Source organism: Rothia sp. ZJ1223 (assembly GCF_016900985.1).
In the GTDB taxonomy this organism is placed as follows: Bacteria; Actinomycetota; Actinomycetes; order Actinomycetales; family Micrococcaceae; genus Rothia.
Map to the genome: position 1 here is coordinate 203468 of NZ_JAFEUT010000004.1, position 18112 is coordinate 221579.

Consider the following 18112-nt stretch of genomic DNA (forward strand, 5'->3'; position numbering starts at 1 on the left):
AGCGGTGTACTGCTAAGTTGGTAGTAAGAAAAAGTTTTATATTTCGGCGTGACACATCGATTAATCACCCCGTCTTACTATGGCGGCGTCGTTAGGCACCTTCCACTTACCGTTTATCGGCGTCGCCTCCTATCTTTACCGAGGATATTGCAGTGACTGAAGCTCAAACAGTGCAAGGACGCACCATCGTTACCGAGGCAACCGCTGAAAAGATGGTCGGTATTCTTCTGAGCGATTTTCCCGGCGTGAAATCACTGGGCAGCCCCATGGGGCGTGTAATGGGCACGGTTCTTTCTCTCTTTGATAATAAGCACCCCGAAAAACAGGGTGTAACCGCCAAGTACGAGCGTGGGCGTTTTCAGATTCTTGTGCGCATCAACACCAGTGCGGGGCACCTTCCACACGATGTTGCTTACTCTGTCGGCGAGACCATTTTTGAACACATAGAACAGCTCACCGGCACCGGCGTCTCAGCTGTTACCGTCGAAGTTGCCAGCGTTGAGGTGGGGTCTATAGATGATCTTCCCGCCGGTTCGTCTTCGGGCGCAGGCGCGTCCGCACCGACAACCAACAACCCCGATAAAAACCTGACGATTACCTACACCACCGGTGCCTACGAAGACGTCGCCACCTCTCTCATTGCCGCCGCCTACGGGGTTGCCGATGACGAGGTAACTACGCGCGTCAGCGAGCGGACGCAGGGGCTTGCGATTTCAGCAAAAACCCCCCTAGCGCAACGCCTACTCGGCAATAACCCCAAGTTTAGCCAGCAAGATTTTGAGAACGGGTCAGAGGCCCTCACCCGCACCATCAACACCCACATTGAAAGCGCATCCCCACACCTCACCGCTCATCTCGAGAGACTTCTCGGGCGCACGGTGGAGTCACTTTCCTGTGAGGTATCTTCGCTACACTCCACTACAGGGGGTGCATAAATTTTCGGGTCTACCTGCCGAGAAAGTAGACAGTAATATAAACTTATTACTTGGTGAGAGAGCGTCTCTTACCCCTATACCCACTACAAAGGGAAACCGATGACGTCTTCTACTTTTGCGGAGTACGCCGGCGAATTAACCGACGCCCTGCTGAGCCAAAGAGCCAGCAACGGGGATCAAGCAGCGTTTCAAGCACTGGTACGTAAGCATGCACCCGCGATGCGCGCCTACGCCATTCGCCTTACCGGCACAACCGCAGATGCTGACGACGTTCTACAAGAAACCTTTATCCAAGCGTGGAAGAAACTCGACACCCTCGAAGACCACAGCAAAGTACGCAGCTGGCTCATGACCCTCACCAGCCGAAAAGCAATAGACCTCATTCGCACCCGCAAATCGAATGTTTCGATTGATTCTGTTGCAGAATCTCACGCAAAAGAGCAAACCCCCGAGCAGAGTGCTATCACCGGTTCCCAGATTAACGCTCTCGCCCACGCTCTTGAGACCCTGCCAGAGCAGTCCCGCGAGATTTGGATTATGCGTGAAATAGGTGGTTCGTCGTACCAGGAAATCGCCGAACTGCTGGGAATCTCACCCGCAAGCGTACGCGGAAAACTCGCCCGCGCACGCGTCAAACTAGTTCAGGAAATGGAGGAATGGAAGTGAACAGCAATCACATCCCCCTTGAAGACCTGAGTATCTGGCTTGACGATGAGCACAGCGGTATCGCCGGTGCCGAGCACCAGCGCCGGGGCAAACACATTGAAAACTGCCCTACCTGCACTCAACGTTTTGAAGCTTTGCAGCGCTTAGAACGCGCCACCCAGGAACTCATCGATGAAGATGAGAACACCCAAACAGCACACGTTGGTTGGGTTGAAACTCTGCTGGAGAATCTTATTCTTGAGACGAAAGCGGGGCGCGCCATTCCGCTGACCGGCGATCACCCCCTCGACACGCTCAGCGTGACGGAGGGCGCTATTCTTTCTGCCACTCGCCGCGCCGGCGAGAGCGTCAGCGGCGTTCTAGTCGGCAAGGTTCGCCTGCACGGTGACATTGAGACCCCCGACGCCGAAATCACACTGGAAATGAATATTTCCGTCCGCCAAAACACCGCGGTGCCCGATGCGGCGCAGCAAGTGCGAGCGCGCGTCCTTGAAGAAATTGACCGTACGAGTGAGCTGAATCTTGTGGCTGTAGATATCACGGTTGAGGACGTCCACTCGCCGGCAACGGAGCTCAATGCTAAGCCCGAGGAGCCGCCTCATGCCTAAAATATTGCATATTGAAGACCCTGCTCACAGTGATGAGAGCGATCATCAGCAGTTGCTGGGCACCTTGTACAAGGCAGTTTGCGAGGTTGAGGGTGTTGAGCGTTTGTATGCGGACGCGCCCCTGGTCGGTGGTGCCTTGCGCATGGTGAGTTCGGCGGTGTTGAACAACGGAAATGATCAGCAGCCGCAAACCGCTCATGACACAACTACAGCGGCTCAGATGTTGGGTGAGGCGGTTGGGACCGCTGGTGCTGCGATTAGTTCTATGGTGGAAGGTGCCACTGATGTGATGAAGCGTGCCAGTTCACCCGTGGGAGACACCGCCGCAGGCGCACCGTCGTTCGGCTCAGAGGAACCCCTGCGCGTAACCGCTCGTTTAGGCGTCAGTCGCCAAGCAAGCGTGCCGGACGTCCTGCGCCGCGCAACAGCTGCTATCAGACAGCATGTTGATGACGATACCGTCATCAATCTTGAGGCTGTGAACGTTTAACACTGGCAATTTGAGGTATGTGCAAGGGGCGCGTCTTGACTTCTATGAAGTCTCAAGACGCGCCCCCTTGTGCATGTAAAAGTCTTTAGTGGGTCTTTCTAGGCGCTCGGTTGCTCAGGGGTGTGAGCTGTTGAGTCACTGTGCTGAGCTGATGAGGTCTTATTCTTAGAGGCTTCTCGGGCTGCTGCTTCGCGCTTAGCGCGGGCTTCAGCATAGAGCTTCGCTGAGGAGCGGTTGATGCCCGAGCCCTTGCCGAGGGATTCGTCGTTGGGTGTCTCAATCATCATGAGGGTTGCACACATAACCAGAGTAACCACAAAAACAGCACCTGATACAGACGCCGCAAGGGGAACCTTAGGCGGGTTATTAGTGCCACCGGTAGCAAAGAGCGCCACACCGAAAAAAGCTACGAGGGCAAGACCCACCGCAATAAGAAGCGGTCCTTTAATTTGTTCCTTTATGCCGCCACGTTTCTGAGTCACCTAGAATTCCTTCCCACAAAAGAGTGTTCAATCTACTCTACCCGCGCCACCACCCAGAAGTACTCAGTATTACGGCGGGGCGGGGCGTTACTTACCGCTCAGTAAACGCCGCCCTTAGTGAGTACTACTAACGGTGATTTTTGGATTGACCGCGCAGGGAAATAGCGCCAATCACCATGAAGATACCGGCAATGAGCGCACCACCCGCAGTAACACCCAACATAGCTTTTGCGCCCAAATCTGAGAGCACGGTGAGACCCAAGGCTGACATCACGGTCACAAACCCGGCTATGCGCCAATCCTTATCAGTGGGCAGAACATTCTTAACACGCAAACCCATCAGCAAAAGCGCCACACCGGTAAGACCCAGAATGATGCTACCAATAAGAGTCATCCACAGCTCAGTATGAGGAACCACCAGCAGGAGAACACCACCTGCCAGTTGAATCATCGCCAACGAACGCCACAGCTGACCCACGCTGCCGATATTCACCCCGACGGGCGCGTCCTGCAGGCTCGCATCCGCCCGGCGAGAATCCCCCTCATAGGCAACAGTGCTCGCTGCACGCGAGTTCAAAAAACTCGCACCACCCATACACAAAAAATAAATACTCATCAGCACCGCAGCAAAATCAAGAGTAGGTCGCTGCCAGAAAACGGTAATAAGACCGTACACCACAAAAACCAAGGACAAGGCGAGAGTCGGCGCAACAAAACGGTGCGCAGCAAGAGAAAAATTCACGTTCCCTAGCTTAGTTTCTTTCAGGGTGAGAATGGTAGTACACAGGGGCAACTGTTCAGGAAAGATCTTCAGGCGACACCCATGCTATCGAGCACTTGCGTCATCTTCTGCGCAGCAGCTTGCAAACGATGCGGCGCCTCAACACCGAAACCCAGCACTACGCCAAAAGTTCGCTGGGCATCAGAAGGCACGTCCGTACCAGTTGGCGGCAGGCTGCGAGAGGTGAGGGCAGCGTGCGCCCAGTAGTCCCCCAAAGCCGCTACCTCCACCCCGCTTCGCATAAGAGTTTCGCAGACAAGCGTCTCATAGCCTGCACTAGCGTAGACACCGGTGAACTCAAGAACCAAGTGAAGACCGCCGTCCATAGGGAGCACATTCACCCAGTCAGGCAACCGGCTCTGCGCCAGAGCAGTCACAAGAGTTTCACGGCGTTGCCTGTAGACCCGGCGCATACGCGCAATATGCCGATGCGCCCCACCCCGAGCAAAGAAATGAGTAGCGGCATCCTGCGTCAACGCTGAAACAGGGTTACCCATGACCCGCCGCAACCGCAAAATATCAGTGTGAAGAGACACCGGTGCCAGCATGAACCCCAGACCGAGAGCGGGGGTCAGCGTCTTAGAAAAAGACCCCAGCATAATTGTTCGATCATCAGGATGCTGCCGCGAAAGAGCAGTGAGCGCCGGAAGGGCATCGCCCACGTAACGCAGTTCTGAATCGTAATCATCTTCAACGATGTAGGCATTATTTTCCCGCGCCCAGTCCAGCAGTTCAAGGCGGCGGGTGACCGGCATCGACGCTCCAAGCGGGTACTGGTGACTCGGGGCAACCAGCACAAGATCGGGAGCTTCAGCGGGCAAAGAAGCGGGGTCAAGCCCGTGCTGATCGACCCTCACAGGTATGATCTCGTGCCCAAAAACCGCCGGAATCTGATACAGCGAAGGGTAGCCGGGGTTCTCCACCGCGATACGCAGCGGTCTCTCTCGGCGCTGGGTTCGCAGAGAACTCAACAGCAAACGAAAACCGTCACGCGCACCGGCAGTCACCATAATTTCGTGCGGAGCGCAGACCGTGTGGCGCATCGTACGCAGGTGCTCAGCGAGTTGATATTGCAGGGCGGGCGAACCTGATGCACCGTAATTGGCGGTGGGTTCAGCGGCAGCGACACGCCAGGACGCCCGCCAGGCAGTACTCGCCAAGAGTGAAGTATCGGGACTGCCAGGAGTGAGGTTAATAGTGCGATTTCTAGGCGGTACAGGTGGTCGTGGCGGACGCACTCCCCCACCCGCTACTAAAGGCTCACCGTTTGAGAGCATCACCTGTTGGCTACGAGGAAGGTGCCCCGGTTGAGTCCCACCTGAGCAAGCCCCAAGAACTTCTTGTAATTTCAAGTTTTTGGTAACGCGGGTGCCACCTTTAGATGTTTCAAGGTACCCCTCAGCGGAAAGCTGCTCATAGGCAGCAACCACCGACCCACGGGCAATATCAAGCCGTGCCGCCAGCGCGCGGGTTGAGGGCAGCGCGTCCGCAGGGGCGAGGGTTCCCGCCAGAATGTGAGCGCGCAGCTGTTCAGCAAGCTGGGTAGGAATCGACTCAGGCACATCACGGCTGATGGCAAGCGGTAATTCGGCGGGGCCGGAAGAGCGGGACATGGTGGGGTTTTCTCGGAGAATACATCTGGTCTAAAAATTCTTTGTGATTCTGGTTCTTAGAGTAGACCAGATACGGGTTCAGAATGAAAGACATGACTGATTACAAGACTTTTAACGAAAACATCACCGGCTCACCCCTGGTAAAGCGCGGTTTGGCTGACATGCTCAAGGGCGGCGTCATTATGGATGTGGTGACTCCCGAGCAGGCGCGCATCGCTGAGGATGCTGGTGCGGTAGCTGTTATGGCGCTGGAGCGGGTACCCGCTGATATTCGCGCGCAGGGTGGCGTGGCACGTATGTCTGACCCCGACATGATTGAGGGCATCATTGATGCTGTCTCTATTCCAGTGATGGCGAAGGCTCGCATTGGGCATTTTGTGGAGGCGCAGATTCTTGAGGCGCTGAAGGTTGATTACATTGATGAATCCGAGGTGCTTTCCCCCGCTGACTACGTGAATCATATCGACAAGCAGGCTTTTACGGTTCCTTTTGTGTGCGGTGCGACGAACTTGGGTGAGGCGTTGCGTCGTATTGCTGAGGGCGCGGCGATGATTCGTTCTAAGGGTGAGGCTGGTACGGGTGATGTTTCTGAGGCGACCAAGCATATTCGCACTATCAAAACCCAGATCGCTGAGTTGCAGGCGTTGCACGCGGTTTCGCCTGATCTTTTGTATGTGAAGGCGAAGGAGTTGGCGGCTCCTTATGACATTGTGCTTGAGGTGGCTCGCACTGGTAAGTTGCCGGTGGTTCTGTTTACGGCTGGTGGCGTGGCGACCCCTGCGGATGCGGCGATGATGATGCAGCTGGGCGCGGACGGTGTGTTTGTGGGTTCGGGTATTTTTAAGTCGGGCAACCCGCAGGCGCGCGCGAGGGCGATTGTGAGGGCGACGGCGCAGTTTGATGATCCGGTGGCTGTTGCGGATGCGTCGCGTGGTTTGGGTGAGGCGATGGTGGGGATTAATGTGTCGGATCTTCCGGCACCGCATCGTCTGGCGGAGAGAGGCTGGTAAATATGATTTTTTCGCCGACAGGCGAACCAAAAAATCATATTTACTGCGAACACAGCGAAGCGGTGAGTAGAGGGCAGTGCGAGCTTGCGAGCACCAATAAGTATTTTCCGAGCGTGCGAGGAAGTAAAAATTGTGGAGTAGAGAAGATTAGTGCTGGCGCTGGTGAACTTTGGGGGTAGATTCCCAGAATGTGCTTTGCACTGCGAGCTTGTGAGCGCCTTGTCTGACTTGTGGGAGGGGTACGCCTCTGGACGCCGCTCTGCGACTGATTCCTTCGCTTTGTGTGCGGGCGTTAGGCGTCCTTCCGCTTCGCTCTGTCCATACGTCGTTGTCGCGTGCGTCCGTCGGTGTACAGGGTCTTTGGCTTTTTGTAATCACATTCTTTTGGGGGTTCTTTCGTGGCTGATGCTCTTGTTAGCAACGGTAAAACTGTTGGTGTTTTGGCTTTGCAAGGTGGCGTTGCCGAGCATGCTGCCGTGCTTGAGGGGTTGGGGGCGAGCGTCGTTCTCGTCAAGAAACCTGAGCACTTGGTTGGCTTGGATGCCCTGGTGCTACCCGGTGGGGAGTCGTCTACTATTGACCGGCTGACGCGCATCTTTGGTCTGCGTGAGCCACTCATTGATACGGTTGAAAGCGGGCTACCAACCTTGGGCACCTGTGCGGGGTTGATTATGTTGGCGCGGGAAATTGATGATTCTGCACCGGGTCAGCAGTCGCTGGGGGTGCTGGATGTGTCGGTAGGACGCAATGCCTTTGGTTCGCAGGTTGATTCTGCTGAGGCGGTTCTCGATTGGCAGGCCGTCACGGGTGAGATCACGCCGGTAAAAACCGTCTTTATTCGTGCGCCCCGCATCTCGCGTGTTGGTGGAAATGTTGTCATTACAGCTAAGTATCGCGGTGAGGTTGTGGGCGTGCGCCAGGGCAACATCATCGGCATTTCGTTCCACCCGGAACTCACCGGCGATACAAGGGTACACGAGGAGTTACTGGCACTAGTGTAAGGATGGACTTCGCAGCACTTGATCCTTTGGACGACTCTCTAAGCCTGTTGGATTCAGACAAGCTGTAAGAGGTATAGTGGCTCATTGCTGCGACCGGTGCGGTTACTCGAACATGACGGTTACCTTCAGAGAGAAAAAGTAAAGCCCCCACCCGTCATTGACAGGTGGAGGCTTCACGTCAGTTCTTAAGGTGAGACACTTTCTTGAGCTGCAACCATGGCGTCAAGGGTGAGCTGAACCAGCTGGGCGATATTCTCTTTCTTAACTTTCGCAGTTTTTACACCCAAATATGAATCAGTGTAACCCTTAGCGTAGTAAGAGATGAGACCAAACTTTTCTGCCAGTTCTTTTTCTTCATAGCGTTTTTACTGGTGCTTCCTGCGCTGCAAGTGGAAATTGCTGTGCCCCTTTTATTGAGAAGATTCCAGAAAAGGCTGTTAACGTTCGTGTTCGCGCTGGCAGACGTATTGATGAGACGGAGCGCAACTACATTGGTTGGGACGCGACGTTCAGCGACGAAGAGGCGCACCAAAACCAGTCTCCGAACTCGCCAACAGCGGTTCTAAGGGTACACAGTTCTCGGTTAATATGTGCTGATTTCAGTTTTCAGGACGCGCGGGATTTGGGTTAACAGCCCCAGGCTGTTGAGTTCGCCAGGCAATCCTCAGCCACGTTACCCACCTTCACCTTCCACACCCGCACCACGCGAGGATCAGAAACCACCTCATTAGTGCCAGCCACCGGCAACCACGGGCCACCCTCCACAGAATACCTACCACTGTAAACAGTGGTCACCGTAGCATTATAGTCACCGGTTTCAGTGTAAACATGAGAAGTATCAGTAGGAATATCAGCCCACTCCTGACCAGCAGGCAACCCATAGCCAGGACTGAAGCTAGTAATGGTGGTTCCATCACCATAATCGAAGATATAACTCACCGGAGTAGCAACAACCCGCACACTGCGCCCACTAATCTGGGTATCAAAAGTCTGCTCCTGAGCATCAGCCCACAAATTTGTGTTGAAGTTCTTCAACGTATGCCCAGAACCCTGACCCATAATGCTGGCAGGTAAAACATTAAGACTGCGAAAATCCTCATTAGTAACGGTAATAATCAGCTGCTGCGCAGGCGCATCACCCTCAGGAGCATCCAAGATAGCCGAGCAAAAAGTACCAGCACGCTGCCACCCAGCCAACCTGTTTTGATTATCCCAATCAATATGAGCACCGACTCCCTCAACGGCGGCGTTAGCGTCAGCACGCAATAGGGAGAGAGTAACCCCAGTGTTCCCGTTAGAATCGGTGCATTTGGTGAGGTTACAGTCAGTGGATTGCCCCGTGCAGGGTTCCGTGTAGGCGTACTTGTTAGGATCAGGTTCTACCGGGGCGGACGCATCAGGATTACTGGCGAAATTCTGTTGAGCTACAAGACCCTGCTGATATTCAACCGATGCAGCCCCTAAACCCCCTACTGATGTCGACCCCCCGGAGGCAGTGGCATAGATTTCCGAGTTACTATTGACAGCATTGGCAGGTGGCACATAAAAAATAAAAGCCAAGAAAAAGACTAACGGAAGCAAAAACCAACTGTTATTTATCCGCGCCATAATCAACCCCATCAATACCGCTTAGCTTCACGATCTCCCATTGGCCCCCAACGAATTCAACAGTCACAAGCTGAGGCTGTCGGGTCTCGTTAAAAGCAGGTACATCTTCAAAATACGCACCTGTATTTTCATAGACCCCACCCAAATCACGCGTATAGATAACAATTGCATCATGCTTATTACCGGAGGATACAACAAAACTATCCCCTTCCACACTAATACTAGTGGTACCGCCTGTTAGCCAGGCCCCTTCAGCATATACAGAGCGGTTATAGTCATAGATGCCCCGCTGAGATTTCCAAGAAGCTGATGTGGCAGCTTCAGCAAATTGGGACTTTCCAGTTTGATGAGCGTAATTTTCAGTTTCTATCCAGTACTCGATAAACGCTTTCGCCCCCTCAAAACTCTGCTCCTTCGCAAGCTCAGGCATCACAGGCTTAGGAACATTCAAGGCGGGGTGGGTTTCAGTTGCAGGCACGTACTTCCCCGCTTCATACGCGGTACGTTCCTCATCGCTTAGTTTTACCTCCTCACCGTTAGCAAGAGTGGGTAGAGGCGAGACTTCAGGTTCCGAGCTACTAGCACTAGAGCTGGCAGTCGCCTGAGTTTCTGATACTGAAGCAGTCGCACTAGCCGTTGATTCAGCAGTTGCTTCATTTTTTGCCGAGCAACCAACAAGAGCTACCCCGGCAAGGGCCAAGACGGCAAGACTTTTTGAGGGCATAAGGCACATGGGGTGTTGTCTCCTTAGAGGTTCAGTGCGAGTACTCGCTATGGTTCGCGTGGTTCTAGTGGTTACCTTGTAAGATAGCCCAGCGGGCAAGCTGGCGCACCTTACTACCAAGTAACTTGTGGATAACTTCCCCAGCAGGTGCGTTCGTCCTAGTCAGGCATACCAGCGCGCCCGTAACAACCTGTCACAAAATCTCATCGAACTTTACGCTAAAATCAGCGAATGAAGTCTAGGCGCAAGTAGGCTTCAACTTTGCTAGGCGAGGGGAGCAGCGGAGAACCGGTGGATCACTGGCTCTACAAGAAGTAAAGCTGACCATATAGAAACCCAAATTCCCCAGCAGGCGGAGCAAAAAGACCAAATATTGAGGTCCGCTTTAAACCTTAGGCTTTGAACTTCCACATTTAAGCTGAAGCTCTCGCAAGATTAAACATTTCAGCAGGCAAATCCCTCTCCAAATCCCAAGTAATGTGCATAGGCCGCGAGCCAGTATGAGCCAGATAACTCACCGAACCAATAAACATAAAGGGGCTTGTTCCCATACCATCTTCACGGACGTACCGAACGAACAGTAAGGGCATTTCACCTTTATTTGAACAGTGTCGATAAATTTTTCCCAGACGGCTTTCTGGGGTCGTTCGGTTCTGAGAGTCCCATGCAAATTTCTTCTCTGTGATGGCATAGTCTCTGTACATTGTTTCTGGTGAGTAATACTTTTCTGACTTTTCAAGAGTGACTGTCAATGCCAACGTATTAGTCTGTTTAGCTTCTAATACCCCGCTTACAGAGCCACCGGGGCTAGTAAACTTGTCACCCTCGTGCGCCCCCAGCGCAGCATATATCTCTTCACGACTATAGGATGCATGAGTTAATAAAGGAATATCTGGACTTAGAGATGCACTCTGTTGAGGAAGATGCCGGTCAATATCAAGCTTGTAAGCCCAGATCTGCAGTAACTCATTGATGAAATATGGGTGCTTCTGCAACTCGATTAGGCCCTCGTCAAGAGTCATTACCGGGTTCTCTTTACCCGCCTCAAATTTTCCGTAGGGCCAAAAAGAAAATACTAGACCCCATGCCATACGCTTTTCAGCTAAGGTCATCTGGGATTCACTTATATCTGTTGTAAGGAATCTGGTATAGGAATCAACCCGTTGCGCATCGTTGACATGGGTTAATGCCCGTATACGATTAGCAATCTGCTGCACCCGTGAACCTTCTTCGTAAAGCAAAGGAATTTGGGGGATTTGCCCGGCTGCATCCAGCAAGAAAGTAAAAGTGAGCCCCTTCTTGTTTTGTCCTTGCTTATAGGCAACGGACCTACCATATATGTTTGCCAGCTCTAAACCGTGCTTTTCGAGGTACGGCTCGAGCAACTCGGTAACCACAACATCGAGGTTCTTTTTCTTTTCCTCCTCAACAAATACTTTTAGCTGGTCAACCATTGCAGGAACCTTGGGGTTAAGTTGTTTCTTAATGCTTCTAAGAATTTGATCTTGGGCTTTGCGGTCTAGCTGTAAATTACATCCAGCAGGAAGTTCAGGACTCTCAATGAAGCTTTTTGTGATATGACCATCGCGCGTGAAAGAGCGCATCTTCATATCAAACCTAAAACCACTAGCCTGATTACCCACAAAATCCAAGACAATGAGCACCGCTTTATCGGCCGTACGACGCAACCCTCGTCCCAGCTGTTGCTGGAACAACGTAGTAGACTGGGTAGGACGAAGCATGAGTAAGGTATCGACTTCAGGAATATCAACACCTTCGTTAAAAAGATTAACGGTAAAAATTATGCACAGTTTGTCATCAGGATTTTTAAGACGACGGATTGCTTCAGTGCGCTCATCGAGTGTGCTGTTTCCCTCAAGATATGTAGCAGATAGACCAGCTGTATTAAATTGTTCTGCCATATATTTTGCGTGGTCCACATTGACGCAGAAACCGATAGCTCGCATCAGCTGAGGGTAAGCAATTTTGTCTTCCAGCTGTTGCAAGATGACGCGCGTACGTCTTGTGTGACTCATATAGTACTTCGTCAGATCAGACTCATTGTACTTTCCCGAGTGAAATTTAATTTCGCTGAGATCGGTACCATCATCGATGCCATAGTAGTGAAAAGGCACCAGCAAACCTTCTTCAAGCGCATCCCACAAGCGAAGCTGGGTTGCTATACGTCCTTCAAAGAACTCAGCTGCAACGTTTGTCCCATCAGTACGTTCCGGGGTCGCGGTTAGTCCCAACAGTTCCTCAGGCCTAAAGTAATCCAGTATTTTGCGATAACTCGGTGCCGCCGAGTGGTGAAATTCGTCGATAATAATGAGGTCAAAATAGTCCGGTGAATACTCCTCCATAGCACCCTGTGCAAGGGTTTGAATGGTTGCGAAAATATGTTCGTTGTGAATTGGTTTTCTACCATCGAATAAGGATTCACCGAAACTTTCGTCCCGCATAACCGTTGCAAATGCACTTTGCGCCTGATTTAAGATTTCACTCTGATGTGCAATAAAAAGTAGACGCAATCTACGGCCACCGGCAGCTTCACATAATCTGCGATAATCCAGTGCAGAGAATATAGTTTTGCCAGTACCTGTAGCAGCGACAGCCAAATTCTTATGATGCCCTTTACCTCTTTCAGCGTGAAGCTCATCAAGCATCAACGACTGGTGTGGATAAGGTTGAACATCAACATGCGAAAAGTTGATGGCCATATTTGGACGCCGCTGGGAACCTCTACCTATCGCAGCATTGAGCAGAGATTTCTCAAGTTTGGCACCGTCTTCATCGCTGCCGTCATAGCTCTCGAAACTATCTGACTCCCAATAATTCTGAAAAGCCACTTCAAACTGACGCAAAATACCGGGTGTAACTGAATTCGAAACGCGCACATTCCATTCCAAACCATCCGTTAGAGCTGCATATGAAAGATTAGAGCTACCTACATATCCGGTGGTGAACCCAGAATTACGGTAGAAAATCCATGCCTTGGCATGCAAGCGGGTTACTCTTTGCTCATAACTTACCTTGACTTGGGCACCATACTCTTTAACCAGTTTGTCAACTGCTGGGCGCTCGGTAGCCCCCATATATACCGTAGTTAAAACACGAAAGGGTATGCCCCTACTCTTCAAAAAGCTCAGCTGTTTCCTCAGAATATTAATGCCTGATAGCTTCACAAAAGAGCACAAAAGGTCCACGCGGTCAGCGCTCTCTAGCTCACGCTGAATTTCGTCCGAAAGGCTCGGTTCTTTAGGATTGTTAGTAAGAAGAGCCACCTCTGACAGGGGAGTAGCAGGACGTGCTGATGGCTGCGTCTGCGTTTTAGGCTTAAGCTCCGTTAGCTGTATGAGCGCACCTTTATCACCGGTAGATTCCAACCTGTCTTCGCCTAGCTCAGACCCTAACTGACTCAGTAGAGAATTAACGATTGCTACACGTTCTTTAGACGTTGCTTGTTCAAGGTGATGAGTAATTCGCTCAGCAACATAGCGCGATAGTGAGGGGATATGCAGAGCGTCATCTGCGTCGACAACTGTTTCTGACCACTCCGCGTCTTCTGGAATACTTAGTGCAAGGTTTTGATGTGACTTCGCAAGTTCATAAAGCCCATAAGGTAATTTTTCGTTCGCATTACTCATACAAGCAGCTTAGATTTTTGCTTCTTCTTCGTCGAGTAGGCTGCCCGGTGGGCACTCATTTTTCTTCACACCACCGAGCGTGGAAACCTGTAATTACAAGAACTTCTGTGCCTCCGGTGAGTAGGTGCCTTGATACCCATTCCAGTTGGCTCATGACAAGGCATCCATTGTAGATGAGGGGAGGGACACCGAAATCACGGTCTACAGACCCCAAGAGGGCGAGCGCAAAACCCAATACCTCGGAAGTTCGCGCTGCGTCTTCTATACCTACGGCGTGTTCACCCACCAAACGTTGTGCGAGTGCGACTTGCCTGAGTAGTCTTGCTCTCTGCATCTCGGTAAAAGACACTGCGTCGCACCATCTACTTACAGGCTGACGGGTGCCTACCTCATCGCAAAAAGCAGTCACTACATCGTCACTCACTGCCGGATGCAGCGTCCCAGCACCGCAGAAAACTACAAGTTGCTGGGTGACCCGGCATGTGCGGATGAAGGGCGTAAAAGTTTCGGGCGTTACCCGCCTGCCCGCAATGAGTAGAGCCTTCCCAAAGTCACTGTCTACTGAAACTACGTGCAATAAATCCATGATGCCCTCTCTCAACGCTAGGAACATCATGGTCGTTCAGGCTGGATCCAGCCCCCAAGAAGATCGTGAAAAGATCGGGAACCCGCACAGCCGGCCCACGCGTCCGCACGAGACCTCGTGATGCACATAATCCACATAAATATGGCATTTATCCACAGATACATGTAAAGTATGTATTAATCGTTCAGCCCGCACGGAGAAACTCGTTTCTCTGGAGTGGGCTGGATTTCTTTTCTGCTACCTTAAAACTATGGATGCGCAGATTAAGCCTTACACCACTATCAACCAACAAATTGACCTACTGAAGAGCCGCGGGATGTTGATTGACCCAGCTGAAGCGCAGCAGTGGCTAAGCTATGTTGGTTATTATCGGTTAAGTGGATATTGGTACATCTGCCGCACAGAGAATCCAGCATCCACTGGACAAAGAACCCCAATTCGCGATGATACGTTCCAGCCAAACACAGATTTTTCAGACATTGTAAAACTCTACGAATTTGATAGAAAACTTCGAACTTTAGTCCACGACGGCATCGAAAGAGTAGAAATTGCCGGACGAACAGCGCTAGCAGAAACATTAGGGGCGATGGGTCCCCTCGCTTTCTATCAAAGAGATACTTTTAGGATCACCCCTCGCAAAGAGTTTGACCACTACCAGCTCATCAGTACAGTGACTGGTCGTATCAGTAGATCGCTCAATTCAAGAGAACGAACGTCAGTTCACCACAACGTGGAAAAATATGGTGTTCTGCTAGCTCCCTGGGTACTCGCCGATGTTCTAGATTTCAGCGATATGTCTAAAACTTATAGTATGTTGAAGACCACGGAACAAGAAAAAATCGCTGATTTATTAGGTTTTGACGTTTCATCAATACGTCGAACAAGTAATCAAAACTCCGCATATAGGGACGCGCATCCTCTCGCTTCAGTTCTACGGCAGTTAACAGTACTACGCAACAAAGCGGCCCATCATGCCCGGATCTGGAACTGTTCGTTACCTCCTGTCGGTACGCCTATACTAAGACAAATCCCTCAGCTAAGCTCCTTGCCGTTACCTCAGAGTGAAAAATTATACGGTGCCTTAGCGTGTATAGCGTATACACTTGAGGCTGTCTCACCGGGTTCAAGTTGGTCGAAGAACGTCGCAAATCTAGTGCAGGACAATTTGGCTGACATTCCTTTTCTCACGGAGTCGCAGATGGGTTTCCCCAATAGATGGGAACAAGATCCTTTGTGGAAACTCCACACTCCCTAACCATTTTCCCTCCACCCCTATAAAACGCGCTGCAGGAGACCTGCCAGCCCCTGCAGCGCGTAAAAGATCAATGTAATATATCACTCTCTACCTACCCTGCACCTCGTCCGCGCGAATGATGCTGCGGGTGATGTCTTCGGAGGTCATGGGGCGACCGGAGGTCGGGCCCAGGTTGTTGTCCATCATGATGATCTTGGCGTTGTTGCTCGACGCTAAAGCAGTATAGACTGCGATGCCGTCGTTGAACTTCAGCCACTCCACAGCAGCCTCGGCTGATAGGCCCGCGTCCTTGAGCTTATCAATGCGCTCCTTCATGCCTTTAGCGATCTCGTCGCCCTCCTGGGCGATACCCTCACCGCGTAGACGGCGCGCATCACGCTCAGCTTCAGCTTCCAAAATCGCGGCAGCCTTGTTACCTTCGGCGGTCAGAATCTGTGCCTGACGCTTACGTTCGGACGCGTTCACCTGGTTCATCGCGTCCTTCACCTCGGGCGCGGGGTCAACGTCAATGACGTTCGTATCCTTAATAACGTAACCGTACTCGCCAATCTTCTCGGTCAGCTCACCCTGCAGCGCAAGACCAACCTGGTGCAGTGAACCGTACGCCTCATCAAGATCGAGCTTCGACAGTGACCCCACAATATTCTGCTGAATGTAAGAACGCATCTGGTTCTCAGGGTTAGACAGGCGGTACACCGAATTCTTAATATCCTGCTCGTTCTCGTTCACGAAATACTGCACGTTCACAGGAACCTGAACGAACACGTTGTCCTTGGTCTTTGTTGCAACCATCAGGTCAAGCTCTTTCACGCGCAGCGTCTGCTTGTAGGCAACCCGGTCAACAAACGGCATCCGAAAATGCAGACCGGAGAAGAGAGTGCGGTGATACTTACCCAGTTTCTCAATCACGTACACATCTGACTGCGGAACCACTAGAATACTCATGAGCAACATCAAGCCCAAAACACCCAGCAGTACCAGACCCAGAAAAATCAAAACAGTACCTAGCACAATCTCAACCCCTTAAATCTCCCTACGACGAACTGATGCTTTAACCCTACCCGCTATCTGCATCCTTAAACAGCGAGATCCTGATTAATCGCCGAGATCCTGATATAAAACAGGATCTCGACAACACATCAGGATCTCGGCGGTAAGGGTTTATCGCTTCTGGTAGAGGCTCTTACGCTGGAACTTCGGGTCGCTGGTCACCAGCACACCGAGGTTGCGGAAGATTCCCTCATCAACCGAACCCAGAATGGTGGTGGTGTGAACATCAGCGCCGCGCAGGTTCTTCAACTGCTCTAGGGCGGCACGCGCGTCCGCATTTGTAGCTGCTGAAACGGTCAGTGCAATCAGCACCTCGTCTGTGTGCAGACGCGGGTTAGTGCTGCCCAAGTGCTCAGTTTTTAGGCTCTGAATCGGAGCAATCGACTCGGGTGAGAGCAGGTGTGCCTCATCGTCAATACCGGCCAGGTGCTTGAGTGCGTTCAGCAGCATCGCCGATGAACAACCCAGCAAATCGCTGGTACGACCGGTAACGATAGTGCCATCTGGCAGTTCAATTGCAGCGCCGGGCAGTTGGGTCTCTTCCTCACGCTTGCGGGCGGGCTCAACCACCATGCGGTCAGTTGACTTGATGCCAGCCTTCGCCATAACAATAGCGGCACGGTCAGACTGGGTAGAATCCAGACCCTCACGCGCTTCATCAACCAGCGCCTTATAGTAGCGGCGAATGATCTCCTGCTCGGACGCGCGACGGCAAGCGGCATCGTCCGTAATGCAGTTACCCGCCATGTTTACACCCATGTCGGTCGGTGACTGGTAGGGGGTGGTGCCGGTCAGCTTCTCCAGCATGGTTTTCAGCAACGGGAATGCTTCAACGTCACGGTTGTAATTAACCGTTGACTCGCCGTAGGCGCTCAGGTGGAAGTGGTCAATCACGTTGGCGTCATTGAGGTCAACGGTTGCCGCCTCGTAAGCCAGGTTGACGGGGTGTTCAAGAGGAAGGTTCCAAATGGGGAAAGTCTCGAACTTCGCGTAACCGGCCTCAACACCGCGTTTGCGTTCGTGATACATCTGCGAAAGCGCGGTAGCCAGTTTACCTGAGCCGGGGCCCGGCGCGGTTACAACCACCAAATCGCGGGTGGTCTCAGAAAATTCGTTTTGCCCCAGTCCCTCTTCAGACACAATCAAATCAGTGTTTGCGGGGTAACCGGGAATCACACGGTGACGGGCAACCTTCAGCCCCAGACGCTCCAAACGCTCCTTGAAAGCAACAGCCTTGCGGTCGTCGTCTTCCATCTGAGTCAGCACAATGTGCTCCACCAAAAAACCGCGCTCACGGAAAACATCTACCAGACGCAAAACGTCGTCTTCGTAGGAAATACCCAAGTCAGCGCGGATTTTGTTACGTTCGAGATCTTTGGCGTTGATGCAAATTAGAATCTCAACTTCGTCGCGAATGTGATCGAGCATCGCGATCTTGTTATCGGGTGTGAACCCCGGCAGCACACGAGAGGCGTGCATGTCGTCAAATAGTTTGCCGCCCATTTCGAGGTAAAGCTTGCCACCGATCTGCTCTCGACGCTCCTTGATATGAGCGGACTGCATTTCGATGTATTTCTCACGGTCAAAACCAATTTTATTCACCATGGAGTTTAACCATAGCACGCGGTTTCGGTTCCTCTGCCGCGCACCCTGCCG

Annotated in this window: 15 protein-coding genes; 7 read left to right on the forward strand and 8 right to left on the reverse strand. The window is 52.0% G+C overall.

The window, feature by feature from the left end; all coding sequences use genetic code 11:
• The first annotated feature begins 152 nt into the window (after window positions 1–152).
• From JTP09_RS06825 to JTP09_RS06840, 4 genes are all read left to right on the forward strand, one after another.
• Complete coding sequence (locus JTP09_RS06825; protein WP_204877700.1) at window positions 153–935, forward strand: Asp23/Gls24 family envelope stress response protein; 783 nt, start codon at window positions 153–155, stop codon at window positions 933–935.
• Window positions 936–1034: 99 nt separating this feature from the next.
• Window positions 1035–1601: an RNA polymerase sigma factor gene (locus JTP09_RS06830; protein ID WP_204877701.1), complete on the forward strand. Its 567-nt coding sequence runs from the start codon at window positions 1035–1037 to the stop codon at window positions 1599–1601.
• Window positions 1598–2209 carry an Asp23/Gls24 family envelope stress response protein gene (locus JTP09_RS10185; RefSeq protein WP_204877702.1) on the forward strand — a complete coding sequence of 204 codons (612 nt, stop codon included), beginning with the start codon at window positions 1598–1600 and terminating at the stop codon, window positions 2207–2209. The genes JTP09_RS06830 and JTP09_RS10185 overlap by 4 nt, the downstream gene beginning before the upstream one ends.
• Window positions 2202–2699: a hypothetical protein gene (locus JTP09_RS06840; RefSeq protein ID WP_204877703.1), complete on the forward strand. Its 498-nt coding sequence runs from the start codon at window positions 2202–2204 to the stop codon at window positions 2697–2699. Before JTP09_RS10185 ends, JTP09_RS06840 begins: the two co-directional genes overlap by 8 nt.
• A gap of 98 nt (window positions 2700–2797) precedes the next feature.
• On the opposite strand, the gene JTP09_RS06845 is transcribed toward JTP09_RS06840, so the two are convergent.
• From JTP09_RS06845 to JTP09_RS06855, 3 genes are all read right to left on the reverse strand, one after another.
• A complete protein-coding gene (locus tag JTP09_RS06845; protein WP_204877704.1) occupies window positions 2798–3181 on the reverse strand; it encodes a hypothetical protein in 384 nt (127 codons plus the stop codon).
• A gap of 127 nt (window positions 3182–3308) precedes the next feature.
• The gene (locus JTP09_RS06850) at window positions 3309–3923 is read right to left on the reverse strand and encodes a hypothetical protein (RefSeq protein ID WP_204877705.1); all 615 of its coding nucleotides are present in this window, start codon (window positions 3921–3923) and stop codon (window positions 3309–3311) included.
• A 68-nt stretch (window positions 3924–3991) separates the two neighbouring features.
• A complete protein-coding gene (locus JTP09_RS06855; RefSeq protein ID WP_204877706.1) occupies window positions 3992–5575 on the reverse strand; it encodes a PLP-dependent aminotransferase family protein in 1584 nt (527 codons plus the stop codon).
• 83 nt (window positions 5576–5658) lie between these two features.
• Here JTP09_RS06855 and pdxS point away from each other — a divergent pair, with 83 nt between their 5' ends.
• Together pdxS and pdxT are read left to right on the forward strand one after the other, a co-directional pair.
• Window positions 5659–6585 carry a pyridoxal 5'-phosphate synthase lyase subunit PdxS gene (gene pdxS / locus JTP09_RS06860; RefSeq protein WP_370592527.1) on the forward strand — a complete coding sequence of 309 codons (927 nt, stop codon included), beginning with the start codon at window positions 5659–5661 and terminating at the stop codon, window positions 6583–6585.
• A gap of 398 nt (window positions 6586–6983) precedes the next feature.
• Window positions 6984–7586 (forward strand): pyridoxal 5'-phosphate synthase glutaminase subunit PdxT, encoded by a 603-nt coding sequence (gene pdxT / locus JTP09_RS06865; RefSeq protein ID WP_204877708.1) that lies wholly within the window; start codon window positions 6984–6986, stop codon window positions 7584–7586.
• Between the two features lie 627 nt (window positions 7587–8213).
• Here pdxT and JTP09_RS06870 read toward each other — a convergent pair.
• From JTP09_RS06870 to JTP09_RS06880, 3 genes are all read right to left on the reverse strand, one after another.
• Window positions 8214–9146, reverse strand: coding sequence for a hypothetical protein (locus JTP09_RS06870; protein WP_204877709.1), 933 nt, complete (start codon window positions 9144–9146; stop codon window positions 8214–8216).
• 31 nt (window positions 9147–9177) lie between these two features.
• Window positions 9178–9927, reverse strand: a complete 750-nt coding sequence (locus JTP09_RS06875; RefSeq protein ID WP_204877710.1) for a DUF6318 family protein — start codon at window positions 9925–9927, stop codon at window positions 9178–9180.
• 404 nt (window positions 9928–10331) lie between these two features.
• The gene (locus JTP09_RS06880) at window positions 10332–13565 is read right to left on the reverse strand and encodes a DUF3427 domain-containing protein (protein WP_204877711.1); all 3234 of its coding nucleotides are present in this window, start codon (window positions 13563–13565) and stop codon (window positions 10332–10334) included.
• Window positions 13566–14401: 836 nt separating this feature from the next.
• On the opposite strand from JTP09_RS06880, the gene JTP09_RS06885 reads away from it, so the two are divergent.
• Window positions 14402–15406, forward strand: coding sequence for an Abi family protein (locus JTP09_RS06885; RefSeq protein ID WP_204877712.1), 1005 nt, complete (start codon window positions 14402–14404; stop codon window positions 15404–15406).
• A gap of 87 nt (window positions 15407–15493) precedes the next feature.
• Here JTP09_RS06885 and JTP09_RS06890 read toward each other — a convergent pair whose 3' ends face one another.
• Both JTP09_RS06890 and JTP09_RS06895 read right to left on the reverse strand, forming a co-directional pair.
• The gene (locus JTP09_RS06890; protein ID WP_204877713.1) at window positions 15494–16417 is read right to left on the reverse strand and encodes an SPFH domain-containing protein; all 924 of its coding nucleotides are present in this window, start codon (window positions 16415–16417) and stop codon (window positions 15494–15496) included.
• A 150-nt stretch (window positions 16418–16567) separates the two neighbouring features.
• On the reverse strand, window positions 16568–18061 hold the full coding sequence (locus JTP09_RS06895; RefSeq protein ID WP_204877714.1) for a DUF1846 domain-containing protein: 1494 nt from the start codon (window positions 18059–18061) through the stop codon (window positions 16568–16570).
• Window positions 18062–18112: the final 51 nt, after the last annotated feature.